At 71.8% G+C, this 15,426-nt stretch carries 12 protein-coding genes; all 12 read right to left on the bottom strand.

The window, feature by feature from the left end:
- Positions 1-6: 6 nt before the first annotated feature.
- The 12 genes from FB462_RS07620 to ftsL all read right to left on the bottom strand — a co-directional run bounded on the left by FB462_RS07620 (position 7) and on the right by ftsL (position 15,425).
- Complete coding sequence (locus FB462_RS07620; protein WP_114850873.1) at positions 7-732, bottom strand: YggS family pyridoxal phosphate-dependent enzyme; 726 nt, start codon at positions 730-732, stop codon at positions 7-9.
- A gap of 7 nt (positions 733-739) precedes the next feature.
- Positions 740-1,900, bottom strand: a complete 1,161-nt coding sequence (ftsZ, locus tag FB462_RS07615; RefSeq protein ID WP_114850872.1) for a cell division protein FtsZ — start codon at positions 1,898-1,900, stop codon at positions 740-742.
- Between the two features lie 181 nt (positions 1,901-2,081).
- Complete coding sequence (locus FB462_RS07610) at positions 2,082-3,392, bottom strand: cell division protein FtsQ/DivIB (RefSeq protein ID WP_141861146.1); 1,311 nt, start codon at positions 3,390-3,392, stop codon at positions 2,082-2,084.
- Positions 3,389-4,813 (bottom strand): UDP-N-acetylmuramate--L-alanine ligase, encoded by a 1,425-nt coding sequence (gene murC / locus FB462_RS07605; RefSeq protein WP_141861144.1) that lies wholly within the window; start codon positions 4,811-4,813, stop codon positions 3,389-3,391. The genes FB462_RS07610 and murC overlap by 4 nt, the downstream gene beginning before the upstream one ends.
- Entirely contained in the window at positions 4,810-5,913 is a 1,104-nt protein-coding gene (murG, locus tag FB462_RS07600) for an undecaprenyldiphospho-muramoylpentapeptide beta-N-acetylglucosaminyltransferase (protein ID WP_114850869.1), read from the bottom strand. Before murG ends, murC begins: the two co-directional genes overlap by 4 nt.
- Positions 5,910-7,100, bottom strand: a complete 1,191-nt coding sequence (ftsW, locus tag FB462_RS07595; RefSeq protein ID WP_229666894.1) for a putative lipid II flippase FtsW — start codon at positions 7,098-7,100, stop codon at positions 5,910-5,912. Before ftsW ends, murG begins: the two co-directional genes overlap by 4 nt.
- Before the next feature lie 76 nt (positions 7,101-7,176).
- Positions 7,177-8,703, bottom strand: a complete 1,527-nt coding sequence (gene murD, locus FB462_RS07590; protein WP_141861142.1) for a UDP-N-acetylmuramoyl-L-alanine--D-glutamate ligase — start codon at positions 8,701-8,703, stop codon at positions 7,177-7,179.
- Positions 8,693-9,796 (bottom strand): phospho-N-acetylmuramoyl-pentapeptide-transferase, encoded by a 1,104-nt coding sequence (gene mraY / locus FB462_RS07585; RefSeq protein ID WP_058742388.1) that lies wholly within the window; start codon positions 9,794-9,796, stop codon positions 8,693-8,695. The genes murD and mraY overlap by 11 nt, the downstream gene beginning before the upstream one ends.
- Positions 9,793-11,271, bottom strand: a complete 1,479-nt coding sequence (locus tag FB462_RS07580) for a UDP-N-acetylmuramoyl-tripeptide--D-alanyl-D-alanine ligase (RefSeq protein ID WP_141861140.1) — start codon at positions 11,269-11,271, stop codon at positions 9,793-9,795. The genes mraY and FB462_RS07580 overlap by 4 nt, the downstream gene beginning before the upstream one ends.
- The gene (locus tag FB462_RS07575) at positions 11,268-12,896 is read right to left on the bottom strand and encodes a Mur ligase family protein (RefSeq protein WP_141861138.1); all 1,629 of its coding nucleotides are present in this window, start codon (positions 12,894-12,896) and stop codon (positions 11,268-11,270) included. Before FB462_RS07575 ends, FB462_RS07580 begins: the two co-directional genes overlap by 4 nt.
- Before the next feature lie 14 nt (positions 12,897-12,910).
- The gene (locus tag FB462_RS07570) at positions 12,911-14,680 is read right to left on the bottom strand and encodes a peptidoglycan D,D-transpeptidase FtsI family protein (RefSeq protein WP_141861136.1); all 1,770 of its coding nucleotides are present in this window, start codon (positions 14,678-14,680) and stop codon (positions 12,911-12,913) included.
- A 49-nt stretch (positions 14,681-14,729) separates the two neighbouring features.
- Entirely contained in the window at positions 14,730-15,425 is a 696-nt protein-coding gene (ftsL, locus tag FB462_RS07565; RefSeq protein WP_141861134.1) for a cell division protein FtsL, read from the bottom strand.
- Between the last annotated feature and the right edge of the window lies 1 nt (position 15,426).

Genomic DNA, 15,426 nt, shown 5'->3' with positions numbered 1-15,426 from the left:
ACGAGGCTAGGGCGCGGTGGGCCGGTTTCCCGTGATTGCGGTCCCGATCCGGAGGTGTGTCGCGCCCTCGGCGATCGCGTCGGCGTAGTCACCGCTCATGCCGGCGGACACGTCCGTTGCGTCGGGCGCGAGCGAGACCACGCGCTCCGAGATCGTGCGGAGCCGGGCGAAGGCCCGTCGGGGCTCCTCGTCGAGCGGTGCGACGGCCATCACGCCGCGGAGTCGGATGGTCCCGGTGTCGAGCACGCGGGTCACCATCGCCTCGACGTCGTCCGGCTGCACCCCACCACGACCGGGGTCGTCGGTGAGGTTGACCTGCACGAAGCCGTCGACCACCCGCGGGTCCGGCTCGGCCTCGGTCGGCGCGAAGGCGTCCACCACCGAGTCGCGGTCGAGCGACTGCACCACGTCGGCGTACCGGCGCACCTGGCGGGCCTTCTTCGACTGGAGCTGCCCGACGAAGTGCCAGGTCAGGTCGAGGTCGGCCAGCTCGGCGGCCTTGGCCTGCGCCTCCTGGTGGCGGTTCTCCCCCACGTCCGTGACACCGAGGGCGGCGAGCTCGCGGACGAGCGACGCCGGGTGGTACTTCGTCACGACGACGAGCGTCAGCTCGTCGACGCTCCGACCCGCGGCGCGGGCCGCGTCCGCGATCCCGGACCGTACGGACGCGAGACGCGCCTCCGGTCCGTCGTCGGGTGACGAGGCGGACGGGAGGCGCGTGTCGGCTACCAAGGACGGCTTACTTCAGGAAGTCGGGGACGTCGAGCTCGTCGTCGCCGTCGAAGGCCGGGTCGGCCGCGCGCTGCGCGGGGGCCTCGTGCTGCTGCGACGCCCAGGACGGGCTCGTGGTCGCGGTGTCCTCCACCGAACCGGTCGCACCGGCGGCGGACGACGCGGCGCCCGACTCCGGGTCGACCCAGCTCGAGCGACGCTCCTTCTGCTGCGTGCTCGGCTCGCCACCGTCGAACCCGGCGGCGATGACCGTCACGCGGACCTCGTCGCCGAGGGTGTCGTCGATGACCGCACCGAAGATGATGTTCGCCTCGGGGTGGACCGCCTCCTGCACCAGGCGCGCGGCGTCGTTGATCTCGAAGATGCCGAGGTTCGAGCCGCCCTGGATCGAGAGCAGCACGCCGTGCGCACCGTCGATCGAGGCCTCGAGCAGCGGGGACGCCACGGCGAGCTCGGCCGCCTTGATCGCCCGGTCCGCCCCGCGGGACGAGCCGATGCCCATGAGCGCCGAGCCGGCACCCTGCATGACCGACTTGACGTCGGCGAAGTCGAGGTTGATCAGACCCGGGGTCGTGATGAGGTCCGTGATGCCCTGCACGCCGGCGAGGAGCACCTGGTCGGCGGTCGCGAACGCCTCGACCATCGAGATGCCGCGGTCGGAGATCTCGAGCAGGCGGTCGTTCGGCACGACGATGAGGGTGTCGACCTCGTCCTTGAGGCCCGCGACGCCGTTCTCGGCCTGGGACTGGCGGCGCTTGCCCTCGAAGCTGAACGGCTTCGTGACGACACCGATGGTGAGCGCACCGATCGACTTCGCGATGCGCGCGACGACGGGCGCACCACCCGTGCCGGTGCCGCCACCCTCGCCCGCGGTGACGAAGACCATGTCGGCACCCGCGAGGGCCTCCTCGATTTCCTCGGCGTGGTCCTCGGCGGCGCGACGGCCGACCTCGGGGTCCGCGCCGGCGCCGAGACCACGGGTGATCTCGCGGCCCACGTCGAGCTTGACGTCGGCGTCGCTCAGCAGCAGTGCCTGCGCGTCGGTGTTGATCGCGATGAACTCGACGCCGCGGAGGCCGAGCTCGATCATGCGGTTCACGGCGTTCACGCCGCCGCCGCCGACACCGACGACCTTGATGACGGCGAGGTAGTTGTGGTTCGTGGTCACGTCAGTCGGGCCTCCGGTTGAACCCTCAACCTCTACTTGAAGTTCAGGGGCAATGCTGGTAGATGTGGTGCTCCCGACGACGCTACGGGTGCGCTCCGCGCACTGTCGCCCCGCCACGCCGCGTGTCGCGCGATTCCGCCTCGACATCGCCGGTCGACCGACGCACCGCCCGGCCCCGCGGTCAGGACTTCGCGCGGACGATGCCGTTGTCCGGCGCCGACACGTCGTACTCGACGACCGAGCCGGGACTGCGGGCCTCGTGGTCCTTGACGAGCGCGGCGAGCAGGGCTGCCTTGGCGCTCGAGTCTCCGGGGCTCCCCCACACGACCGTCGACCCGCCCTGCAGGGTGAGCGTCACGTCGTCGGCGGTCGAGGCGGCGACGTCGGTGACCTGCGCCCGCACGGTCGACGGCAGCGCGAGGACGACCTCGGTCATCGTGCGGAACACCGGCGAGCCGAGCTTCGCACGGGCAACGTCGGCGAGCGGCATGCCGTCCGGACGCGAGGGCGAGGACTGCACGACGATGCCGGCGGGGTCCACGAGGTCGAACGCGTCGCCGGACTGCACCGCGACGACCGGCGTCCGCTCGGTGACGGTGACGACGAGCGTGTGCGGCGGCACCTCTTCCGTCACGTAGCTCTCGATGAGCGGGAAGCTCGCGATGTCGCGCTTCACCTCGTCGAAGTCGAGCCGCGCGAGCGGGGTGCCGACCTGGTCGGACAGCGCCTGCCGGAGCGCGGCGTCGTCGACCCGGTTCGTGCCCTTGACCTCGATGGTCTGCAGCGCCATGAGCGGCGAGTAGACCGCCACCAGGAGCGATGCGCCGAAGACCACGACCACCACGCCCGCGGTGATCCAGGCCGCTCGGCGGTGGCGGGCGCGACGGGTGAACCGTCGGACCTCGGCCCGCTCGAGCAGGCGCCGGCGCCGCTTCGCGACGCGCGCCTCACGCGCGGTCTCCGCAGCGCGGACACCGGCACCGATGGGCGCGTCGCCGTGGTCGTCCCGAGTGTCGTGGCCGTCCGCCTCCGGGTCGGTCGACCGGGAGGCACGGTGCACGTCGAGCACGTCGGTCACGGTCGCGACGTGGTCGCGCTCGGCGGTCCGACGCGACGCGCTCGGGTGCTCCTCGTCCGGTGAGTAGCCGCGGAGCTGCTCCGCCACCGACGAGAAGCCGGCGCCGAGCCGCCGTCCGGCGGCGCCCGCGAGCGCGCCCGCGCGCTCGCGGTTGGAGGGTGCGGCCGCGCGGTCGGTCACGCGGTCGTCGACGGGATCGGCCGTCTCGTCGTCCGTCACGGGCGCGTCGGCCGCGGGGCGTGCCTCCAGGCCGTCGTCCGGAGCACCCGCGTCGGCGACCGGGCGGGACGGACGGCGCGCCGACCAAGGAACAGGGCGCTGCCTGGGACCACGACGCTGCCGGGGAGCCGACGCGCCCTCGGCCGGACCGGCCGGCTCGTCCGGTCGGTCGTCGAAGCCCTCCGGCCGCTTCATCGCGCCGGGGTGTCCTCGTCCTGGCGCAGGGCGCCGAGCACCTGCGGGATGATGCGGTACACGTCGCCGCAGCTCAGGGTCATGATGATGTCGCCGTCGCGCGCGACGGCGGCCGCGCGGGCCGAGGCCTCGTCCCAGTCCGGCAGGAACTCGACGCGTGACTGGTCCGCGAAGCGCTCCTGGACCAGGGCGCCGGTGACGCCGGGCTCCGGGTCCTCGCGCGCGCCGTAGACGTCGAGCACGACCGTGTGGTCGGCGAGCTCCTCGTAGACCTTCGCGAAGTCGCCGGCCATCAGCCGGGTGCGCGAGTACAGGTGCGGCTGGTGGATCGCGATGATCCGGCCGTCGCCGACCACGTTGCGGGCCGCGCGGAGGGCGGCCGCGACCTCGGTCGGGTGGTGCGCGTAGTCGTCGTAGACCGACACGCCGCGCTCGACGCCGTGCAGCTCGAAACGGCGCTCGGTCCCGCCGAACGCCTCGATGCCCCGGATCGCGTCCGTCGGCTCGACGCCGAGCCCGGTGAGCACGGCGAAGGCGCCGACCGCGTTCACCGCGTTGTGGCGGCCCGGGACGCGCAGCGTCAGGTGGTGCGACGCACCGCCCGCGGTGAAGTCGACCTCGACGCTCGCGGCCTCGACGATGCGGTCGATCCGGACGTCGGCGTCGGCGGCCTCGCCGAAGGTGACGATCTCGGGCGCGTGCTCGCGTGCACGGACCCCCGCGGTGACGCGCTGCGCCCCGGCGTCGTCGCTCGACACGACGATGCGCTCGCTCGCCTTGCCGGCGAACTCGACGAACGCGTCGATGAACGCCGCTTCGCTGCCGTAGTGGTCGAGGTGGTCCGCGTCGACGTTCGTGATCAGCGCGACCGCGACGTCGTAGAGCAGGAATGAACCGTCGGACTCGTCGGCCTCGACCACGAACAGGTCGCTGCTGCCAGGGGCGGAGCTCGTGCCGAGGGACTGGATGACCCCGCCGTTGACGAAGCTCGGGTCCAGGCCGAGCTCGACCATCGCCGTGACGATCATGCCCGTGGAGGTGGTCTTGCCGTGGGCGCCGGCGACCGCGACGAGGCGGTGCTCGGCGATGAGCGCGGCGAGGGCCTGGGACCGGTGCAGGACCGGCAGACCACGGCGCTGCGCCTCGAGCAGCTCGGGGTTGTCCGGCCAGAGGGCGCTGGTCACGACGATCGTGTCCGCCGCGCCGACGTTCGCCGCGTCGTGGCCGATGTGCACATCGGCGCCGAGGTCGCGCATCGTGGCCGTGGTCGCGGTCTCGCGGGAGTCGCTGCCGGTCACGCGGTGCCCCGCGGCGAGGAACATGCGGGCGATGCCGCTCATGCCGGAGCCGCCGATGCCGACGAAGTGGACCGTGCCGAGGTCGTCCGGGATCGGCTGGGTCAGGTCCGGCTTGATGGTCATCGTTCCTCCGTGGTGCTGGTCGTGCTCGGGGCTGCAGCCGCGTCGCGGACGAGCTCGGTCATCCGGTCGGCGCCGTCGCGGTGTCCGACGCTGCCGGCCCGGACGGCCATGTCCGCGATCCGGGCGCGGTCCTGCAGGATGCCGAGCAGGTGGAACGTCACCCACTGCTCGTCGAATTCCCCGTCCGCCACGAGCACCGCTCCCCCGGCGTCGACGACGTCCTTGGCGTTGTGCCGCTGCTCGCCGTTGCCGACCGGGTAGGGCACCAGGACGCTCGGCAGCCCGACGGCCGTGAGCTCGCACACCATGCCGGCGCCCGAGCGGGACACCACGAAGTCGGACGCCGCGTACGCCAGGTCCATCCGGTCGCAGTACGGCAGCACGTGGTAGCCGTCGAGGTCGCTCGGGCCGATGTCCGACTTGCCACCGACGACGTGCAGCACCTGCCACCCGGCGCCGACGATCGTCGCCGCCGCGCGGTTCACGGTGCGGTTGATGCTGCGTGCGCCCGAGGACCCGCCGGTCACGAGCAGCACCGGGCGGTCCGGGTCGAGCCCGAACTCGGCGAGGCCCTCGGCACGGGACACCCGGCGGTCGAGCGTCTCGATCTCGCGGCGGAGCGGCATGCCCACCACGCGGCCGTGCCGGAGTCGGGTGTTCGAGAAGGTCAGGCCGACGTGCTTCGTCAGGAACGCCGCGAGCCGGTTCGCGAGCCCGGGCTTGGCGTTCTGCTCGTGCACGACGATCGGGGTGCCGGTCCGCTTCGCGGCGATGTACGCCGGCGCGGCCGCGTAGCCCCCGACGCCGAGGACGACCTCGACGTCGTGCTCGCGGATGAGCTGCTCGGTCCGACGGACGGCGGCCAGGAAGCGGCCGGGGAACCGGAGTGCGGCGCCGTTCAGCTTCCGCGGGAACGGCAGGCGCGGGATCGTCAGCAGCTCGTAACCGCGCATCGGGACGAGCCGGGCCTCGAGGCCCTCCGCCGTGCCGAGGACGAGGACGCGGGCGTCCGGGTCACGCTCGGTCAGCCGGTCGGCGACCGCGAGCAGCGGGTTCACGTGCCCGGCGGTCCCGCCGCCGGCGAAGAGGTAGGTGCTCACCGGAGCCGTCCGTTCTGTGGTGCGGTGCCGCCCGCGCCGAAGGTCCTCGGGTCGAGGCCGGTGTCGGTGCGGCGGCCGGGGAGGTCGCGCGCGAAGGACAGCACGACGCCGATGGCGATGAGCGTCATGATGAGCGCGGACCCACCGGCGGAGATGAGTGGGAGGGGCACGCCGAGAACCGGCAGCAGCCCGAGCACGACGGCGATGTTGACGAGCGCCTGCCCGATGATCCAGGCCATGATCGCGCCGGTCACGGTCTTGACGAACGGGTCGTCCGACTGCCGGATCACCTTGATCATGCTCACCGCGAGGACGATGAACAGCGCCAGCACGACGACGGCGCCGACGAGCCCGAGCTCCTCGCCGATGATCGCGAAGATGTAGTCGTTGTCCGCCTCGGGCAGCCACGACCACTTCGCCTTGGAGTTGCCGAGCCCGACGCCGAACACGCCGCCGGACGCGAGCGCCCACATGCCGTGGACGGGCTGCCAGCAGAGGTCCTGGTACTGGTTCGAGTCGGTGCACCCGGAGAGCCACGCACTGATGCGGACCTGGCGGGACGCCGAGGACATCGTGACGAACGGCAGCACGACCGCGATCGACCCGAGGATCACGAGCAGGTGCCGCGCCCGGGCACCGCCGATGTACAGCGCGCCGAGCACGAGGATGAGCATGATCATCGCCGTGCCCTGGTCGCCGCCGAGGAGCACCATGCCGAGCGGCAGCACCGTGGCGATTCCGACCGGGACGAAGATCTCCTTCCAGTCGTCGAGCTTGTCGCGCTTGACGTACATGATGGCGCCGATGCCGAGCGCGAGGGCGAGCTTGATCGCCTCGGACGGCTGCGCCGTGAAGGAGCCGAACCCGACCCAGTTCCGGTTGCCCTGCACCTCGATGCCGAGCGGTGTGTAGACGAGCAGCTGCAGCGCGAGGGCCGCGCCGAAGAAGCGCATCGCCCACTTCCGCCAGACCCGCGCCGGGATGCGGCTCGCGACGAGCATGAGCGGGACACCGAGGACGGCGTAGAGACCCTGGCGGGACGCGGCGCCGAAGAAGTCGTGCGTCTTGGCGTACTGCTCGACGCTCGAGGACGACAGCACCATCACGACGCCGAAGACGACCAGGAACAGCGTGACGCCGAGGATCGTGTAGAACGTGCTCGACTCGGCGACGAAGACGTTCTTCACCGCGACGACCGCGCCGTGCGGACGGCGGGGAGCAGTCCCGCTCGCGCCGCGTCCAGCGCTGCTGCCGGGACGCCCGCTACGGCTGCTCGGGAGATCCGTGGTCGCCATCGGCTGTGCCTCCCAGGTGCTCGTGGACCGCCGCCGCGAATCGTTGCCCCCGGTCCGCGTACGACCCGAACTGGTCGAACGACGCGGCGGCCGGGGCGAGGAGGACCGTGTCGCCCGGTCGTGCGACCGAGGCGGCATGCCGGACCGCCTCGGGCATGACCTGCTCAGTGTCCGTCGCCTCGACCTGGAGGACCGGGACCCCGGGCGCGTGTCGCGCGAATGCCTCGAGCACGGGCGTCCGGTCGGTGCCGATCACGACGACCGCGCGCACACCGGGACCGAAGCGCTCGACGAGACCGTCGACGTCGACGCCCTTGAACAGGCCGCCGACGATCCACACCACGGTGTCGAACGACGCCAGCGAGGCCGTCGCCGCGTGCGGGTTCGTGGCCTTGGAGTCGTCCACCCACGTGACGCCGTCGGCGGTCGCCACGTGCTCGGTGCGGTGGTGGTCGGCACGGAAGCCCTGCACGGCGGCCCGGATGTGCGCGGGCTCGACCGAGGCGGCGCGGGCGAGGGCCGCCGCGGCCAGGACGTTCATCGTCATGTGCGGGCTCGCCAGCCCGGCCTGCTCGAGGTCGGCCAGGGTCGCGAGCTCGAGCGCGCTGTTCCGCCGGTCCTCGGTGAAGGCGCGGTCGCAGAGCACGTCGTCGACGATCCCGACGTCGCCGGGCGCCGGGACCCCCGGGGTGAAGCCGACGGCGCGGCAGCCCTCGACGACGTCGGCGCCCTCGACCATGCGCCGCGTGGCGTCGTCGGAGGTGTTGTAGACGCACGCCATCACCGAGCGCTCGTACACCTTGGCCTTGGCGGCGCGGTAGGCCTCGGCCGAGCCGTGCCACTCGAGGTGGTCGTCGGCGATGTTCAGGCACGCGCTGGCGAGCGGGACGACGGCGCCGTCGCCGGTGGTCGGCATGTAGTGCAGCTGGTGGCTCGACAGCTCGACCACGAGCACGTCGAAGCCCTCGGGGTCGCGGACCACGTCGAGCACCGGCACGCCGATGTTCCCGCAGGCGACCGCCCGGAGCCCGGCGGCGGCGAACATCGCCGTCGTCAGCTGCGTGGTGGTGGTCTTGCCGTTCGTGCCGGTGATGGTCACCCACGGCGCCGCGATCGGTCCGCGGACGACCTTGTCGCGCACGCGCCAGGCGAGCTCGACGTCGCCCCAGACGGTGCTGTGCTCGACGGCCCAGCGGACGGAGGCGTTGTGCGGCGGCAGACCGGGCGAGACGACGACCAGGTCCGGTGCCTGCTGCTCGAGCGCTGCGGGCACGGTGTCGAGCGCGGTGCGTTCGAACCCGGCGCCGATCACGTCGAGCAGCTCGACCGTGTCGGCGGGGCCGTCCGGCGCGTACACCGTGACGGCGCTGCCGAGCTCGACGAGGGTGTCGGCGACCGAGAACCCGGTGGCGCCGAGGCCGAGGACGGCGACCCGCAGCCCCTTCCAGCCCTCGGCGTACCAGCTGTCGAGTCCGTCCAGGCGTTCAGCCGACACGCGCGATCCACTCCAGGTAGAAGAGCCCGACCCCGGCCGCGACGCAGAGCCCCGCGATGATCCAGAACCGGACGACGACGGTCACCTCGGCCCACCCCTTCAACTCGAAGTGGTGGTGCAGCGGACTCATCCGGAAGATCCGCTTGCCGTGGGTGATCTTGAAGTACGCGCGCTGCAGGATGACCGACCCGGTGACGATGAAGAACAGGCCACCGATCAGGATCAGCAGGAGCTCGGTACGGCTGAGGATCGCGAGACCGGCCAGGGCACCGCCGAGGCCGAGCGAGCCGGTGTCGCCGAGGAAGATCTGCGCGGGCGACGTGTTGTACCAGAGGAAGCCGATCAGCCCACCGCACACGGCGGCCGCGACGACCGCGAGGTCGAGCGGGTCCGAGGTGCTGTAGCAGGCGTGCTCCGTCGAGGCGTCGAGCCGGACACCGCCGCAGATCTGGTTCGACTGCCAGAAGCCGATGATGACGTACGACCCGATCGCGAGGATGCTCGAACCGGTTGCCAGGCCGTCGAGCCCGTCGGCGACGTTCACGCCGTTCGAGGTGGACACCGTCAGCAGGACGATCCACGCCAGGAACAGCACGGTGCCGATCACGGTGCCGAGTGCCATGAAGTCGAGCCACGGCACGTCCCGGATCGCCGAGATCATCGTCGACGCCGGGGGCTTGCCGTTGCCGGTCGGCACCACGAGCGCGATCGTCGCGAACACGACGCCGACGATCACCTGCCCGAGGACCTTCGCCCAGCCGCCGAGCCCGAGGCTCCGCTGCCGCCGGACCTTGAGGAAGTCGTCGATGAAGCCGACGAAGCCGAGTCCGACCATGAGGAACAGCACGAGGAGGCCGGACAGCGTCACCGAGTCACGGCCGACGAGGTGTCCGACGAAGTACCCGAGCACCGCGCCGATGATGAGGACGATGCCGCCCATGGTCGCCGTGCCGCGCTTGGTGTGGTGCGACTGCGGACCGTCGTCGCGGATGAACTGTCCCCAGCCGAGGCGGTGGAACAGCTTGATGAAGAGCGGCGTGGTCAGCAGTGTGAACACCAGCGCGACGGCGCCGGCGATCAGGAGTGCGATCATTCGGGGACACCTCCGAGGCGGTCGCCGAGGAATCGCAGTTCGGCGGACTTCGAGGACTTGACGAGGACGACGTCGCCGGGGCGGACCATCTCCTGCAGGGAGTGGACGGCGTCGTCGACGTCCTCGATGAACACGGACTCGCCGTCCCACGATCCCTCGAGGGTGGCGGCCTGGTGGATGGCCATCGCGCCACGGCCGACGACCACGAGCTGTCCGATGCCGAGACGGACGACGAGCCGGCCGATGCGGTCGTGCTCCTCCGTCGAGAACTCCCCGAGCTCGGCCATCTCGCCGAGCACGGCGACGGACCGCTCCCCTGGTCGCACGACCTGCGCGAGGGTGCGCAGCGCCGCGGCGGTCGAGTCCGGCGACGCGTTGTACGCGTCGTTGATCACGGTGACGCCCTCGGGGCCGCCCTGCAGGAGCTCCATGCGCCAGCGCTCGGCGCGCGTCATCGACGCGAGCGCCGCGGCGCCGTCCGCGAGCGGCACGCCCCACAGGTGGGCGACCGTGAGCGCGGCCGACGCGTTCATCGCGTGGTGCTCACCCAGGATGGCGAGCCGGACGTCGACCTGCTCCGTCCCGGCGGGACGGCTGTCGCCACCGCTCACGGGAGGCGCGGTGAGGGTGAAGCGTGTGCCGCTGCGGTCCGTCTCGATGCCGGTGATGCGGTAGTCGGCCGTCTCCGACGTGCCGAACCCGACGACGTGGGCGGCCGTGAGGCCGCGCATCGACGCGACGCGGTCGTCGTCGACGTTGAGGAGGGCCGTTGCGGTCGCGGGGAGGTCGGTGACCATCTCCGACTTCGCGCGCTGGGTGGCCTCGATCCCGCCGAACTCGCCGGCGTGCGCGAGTCCGACCTTGAGGACGACGCCGACGTCCGGCTCGGCGATCGAGACGAGCTTGGCGATGTGGCCCTTGCCGCTCGCGCCCATCTCGACGACCAGGAACCGGGTGTCGTGCGTGATCCCGAGCATCGAGATCGGGGCGCCGACGTGGTTGTTGAACGAGCCCTGCGGCGCGACCGTCTCGCCCTGGGTGGCGAGGATCGTGCGGAGCATGTTCTTCGTGCTCGTCTTGCCGTTCGACCCGGTGATGCCGACGACGCGCAGCGGTGCCGGGCGTCCATCGGCGTCGACGCGGTCCGCGGTCGATGCCCGGACGCGGGCGACGACCTCGTGCGCGAGCGCGGCGAGGGCGGCGTACCCGTCGCCCACGACGACCTGCGCGGTTGCGGAGCCCTCGGGCAGGTCGACCACGCGCTCGGTGACGACGAGCGCCGCACCGGCCTCGGCGGCGGCCGGGACGAAGCGGTGGCCGTCGGTCTCCTCGCCGAGCAGGGCGAAGAACACGCTGCCGGGGCCGACGAGCCGCGAGTCCGTCTGCACGGACCCGTCGACGACCTGCTCCGGGGCACCGCTGACGAGCTCGCCGCCGATCGCGGCAGCGATCTCGGCGAGGGTCACGGCGATCATCGGATCTCCTCCGCCGGGCCGCTGTTCGGCTCCCATCCGGCCTCGCGGAGCGCCTGACGCGCTTCGTCGCGGGCCGAGTAGGGCGTGCGGACGCCCTGGATGTCGCGGTAGTCCTGGTGACCGGGACCGGCCCACAGGATCGAGTCGCCCTCGCCGACCAGGCCGACGGCCGTGCGGATCGCCGCCTCGGGCGGGCTGACCTCGTGGAGCTCGTGGTCGGGGAACGCCTCGCGCGCCGCGTCGACCAGCGTCTTCCGGATGCTCGCGGCGTCCTCGAAGCGCGGGTGGTGGTCGGTGATCACGAGGATGTCGCTCCCCGCGGCGGCGACGCGCGCCATGTCGCCGCGCTTCGTCGTGTCGCGGTCACCGTCGGCGCCGAACAGCATCAGGACGCGGCCGGGCGTGAACTGCCGGACGGCGGCGAGGGTGTTCTCGAAGGCGTCGGCGGAGTGGCCGAAGTCGACGTAGACGCTCGGGCCGTGCGGACCGGACACCCGCTCGGTGCGACCGGGCAGGTAGCACTCGATCGCGCTGATGCGGGGGCCGTCCTCGGTCTCGTCCGGGTATCGGCGGTGCCCGGACTCGAGCGCCTGGGCGATCGCGCCGAGCTCGAAGCCGCCCTCGACGAGCATGACGATCGCGAGCGCCGCGTTCGCCGCCATGTGCCAGCCGATGAGCGGCACGCGGGTGGTGAGCTCGCGGCCCTCGGGACCGGTCAGGCGGAACTCGGTGAAGGCCGCGTGCGCGGCGGTGACGTCGACGTGCCACTCGGCCTCGACGTCCGGGTGCACCGTGATGGTCGTCACCGGGATGCGGGAGTCCTGCACCACGCGGTGGCCCCAGTCCGTGTCCAGCGAGACGACGCCGCGGCGGGCGTGCTCGGGCTGGAACAGCGGGAGCTTCGCCTGGTAGTACTCCTCCATGTCGGCGTAGTCGTCGAGGTGGTCGTGCGACAGGTTCGTGAAGCCGGCCACGTCGAACACGATGCCGTCGACCCGGTGCCGGCTGAGGGCCTGGGCGCTGACCTCGACGGCCACGGCGCGGACCTCGGACTCGCGCATGCGGGCGAGCAGGGCGTGCATCTCGCTGGCCTCTGGTGTGGTCAGCCGGCTCGTGACGCTGAGCGAGCCGATGTGGCGCTCCGCGGTCGAGCTCAGACCGGAGACCAGGCCGAGCTGCTTGAGGATGCCCTCGAGGATGTAGGACGTGCTCGTCTTGCCGTTCGTGCCGGTCGTCGCGAAGAGCTGCGGCAGGTCGGTGGCCTCGTCCGGGTGGGTGCGGTAGACCCACGCCGAGACGTCGCCGAGGGCCGCGCGCGGGTCCTCGACCACGAGCACCGGCAGCCCGGAGGGCTCTGCCAGGGCGGCGCCGTCGGCATCGGTCAGGACGGCCACCGAGCCGCGCTCGGCGGCCTCGGCGGCGAACTGCGCACCGTGCCGGTTCGCTCCGTGCACGCCGACGAACAGGTCACCCGGCTGCACCTCGGCGGCGCTCAGGGTGACGCCCGTCGTCTCGACGGCGTCGACCGTCCCCACGACGCGCATGCCGAACGCGTTCGCGAGCTCGGCCACGCTCCTCGGGGTCGGGTGTTCGGGTCGGAGGACCGGGGGGATCCGTGCGGACAAGTGCTCCTTCTTCCTCACCACGTGGACGGGTACAGCTGCGCCTCGGACGTGGAGGGGGCTACTCGGTACTTCTCGAGCACCTGGGACATGAGTGTGCGGAACGCCGGAGCCGCTCCGCTGGACCACTTGTTGGTCTGCGGCTTCGTGAACGTCACCGTGACAACATACTGGGGGTCCTCGGCGGGTGCCATTCCGGCCACCGAGGTGATGCGCTGACCGCCGTAGCCCTTGGACCCCTCGGCGACCTCGGCGGTACCGGTCTTCGCGGCCACGTTGTAGCCGGAGATCGGCTTCATGCCGACGAGCGTGCCGCCCGTGACGACGCTCTGCAGCATCTTCACCGTCTGCTGCGCGGCCGCCGGCGAGACGACCTGCGTCCCCTGCACGTCGGGCGCGTCGATCATCTTGCCGTCGGCCGTCTGGCAGCCCTTGACCATGTGCAGCGGGATCCGGACGCCGTTGTTCGCCAGGGTCTGGAAGACGCTCGCGACCTGGATCGCGGTCGTGGAGATGCCCTGGCCGAACATCGAGTTGATGTTCGTCTGGCTGCTCCAGTCCGGCGTGGCGCCGTACTGCATGGACGGCTGGCCCGGGTACTGGATCGCCGACTCCGGTTCGAACAGGCCGAACTTCTTCATGTACTCGTAGCGCTGCTGCTGCGTCAGGCGTTCACCGAGCTCGGTGATGCCGACGTTCGACGAGTTCTGCAGGATGCCGGTCAGCGTCAGGTTCTCGGTGGGGTGGAACTCCGAGTCCTGGATCCGTCCGCCCCACGGGAACGAGCGGGAGTACGGCACCACGGCGCGGTCGGTCGGGCTCGACTTGCCCTCGTTGATGAGCGCGGCGGCGATCGCCGCCTTGATGGTCGAGCCCGGCTCGTACGTCGCGGTCAGGGCGCGGGAGCCGTAGGCACCGGTGTCCTTCGTCGCGTCGACGTCGTTCGGGTCCACCGTCGGGTAGTCCGCGACCGCGAGGAGCTCGCCGGTCTTCGCGTTCGTCACCGTGGCGGTCGCCGACTCGGCCTGCAGCTCCTTCGCCGCGGAGGCGATGGTCTGCTGCGCCATGTACTGCAGGTCGCTGTCGATCGTGGTCTGCAGCGTGCCGCCGTCCTTGGCCTGCTGCTTCGTCACCGTGCTGCCGGGGAGCTGGACGCCGTCCTCGCCGCGCTCGTACGTCTCCGAGCCGTTCGTGCCCGCGAGGCACTGGTTGTAGGAGTACTCGAGGCCGGCCTGGGCGCCGTCGGTCCCCATGAAGCCGGTCAGGGCACCGGCGGTCGCACCGGTCGGGTAGATGCGCGCGGACTGCTGCTCCGGGTAGAGCCACGGCACCTCGAGGTCGCGGACGGCCTCGTAGTGCTTCACGTCGAGGCCCTTGACCAGGTACGCGAAGTCCGACTTCGGGTTCGCCGCGATGTTCTTCTGCATCGTGGCGACGTCCCCGCCGGACGCCTTCGCGATCGCCTGGAGAGCGTCGTCGACCGACACGTCCTTCACGCGCGTGCCGCCGAGCTTGCCCTTGAAGGGTGCGACCAGGCGCGGGGCCGTCGTGATGTTGTAGCGGTTCACACTGTCCGCGAGCTCGACGCCGTTGCGGTCGACGATGTCACCGCGGGTGCCGTAGATCGTGACCGGGATGCTGCGCTTGGCCTTCGACTGTTCGTTGAGCTCGGCGGCCTGCACGACCTGGATGTCCACGAGACGGATCACGAAGACCGCCACGAGGGCGATCACCGCCATCATCACGATGCCGTAGCGCAGTCGGCGGTTGCGGATCGTCTTCGTCACGCGGTGCGGTCCTTCCCGGATGGTGCGGCAGGGTGTCCCGACCCGCAGGTCACCGGGTGGCGGGGGCCTGGAGCTGGTTCGGGTCGGACTCTACGTCGGGGGTGGAGGATGCCCCGGCCGACGCGCTGGACCCTGTGGTCTTCCCAGCGTCGCCGGTCGACGGTGCGCTCGTCGAGGACGCGTCCGTCGAGGGTGCGCTCGTCGCCGATGCGTCGGCTGCGCCGCCCGTCTCCTTGCTGGCGGCCGTGTCGCCGGACTTCGCGGCGAGCGGCACCTGGTCGAGCAGGGCGTTCGGGACCTGGTTGTCGCTGCTCGCCGTCGCCTCGTCCGGGGCGGCGGGCGTCGGCGTGCCGAACACCTGCCCGGTCTTCGGGTCGAGGTACACCGGCGTCGAGTTCGCGATCATCCCGAGCGACTGCGCGTTCCTGGCGAGGTTCTGCGGGGAGTCGAGCACCCGGAGCTCCTCGGACAGCGACTGCTGCGTCCGGGAGAGCGCGGTCTGCTCGGCCCCGAGCGAGCTGAGCGTGTACGCGCCCTGGCTCAGGACCATGCTGATCCCGAGCTGCGCGAGCAGCAGCACGCCGAGCGCCGCGACCGCCACCACCGCGTAGGCGATGCGGGGCCGGGCCCGTCGCTGCGCCTTGGTCGGGGCGACCTCGACGAGCTCGGGACGCTCGTGACGGGAGCCGCGGGGCGCACGGGGCGGGGCGACGGCAGGGTCGACGAGTGCGAGGTTCGTGCTCATG

The organism is Curtobacterium citreum, from assembly GCF_006715175.1.
Taxonomy (GTDB): Bacteria; Actinomycetota; Actinomycetes; order Actinomycetales; family Microbacteriaceae; genus Curtobacterium; species Curtobacterium citreum.
Note: the sequence above shows the minus strand (reverse complement) of the source record. Positions and strands in the feature narration are given on the sequence as shown.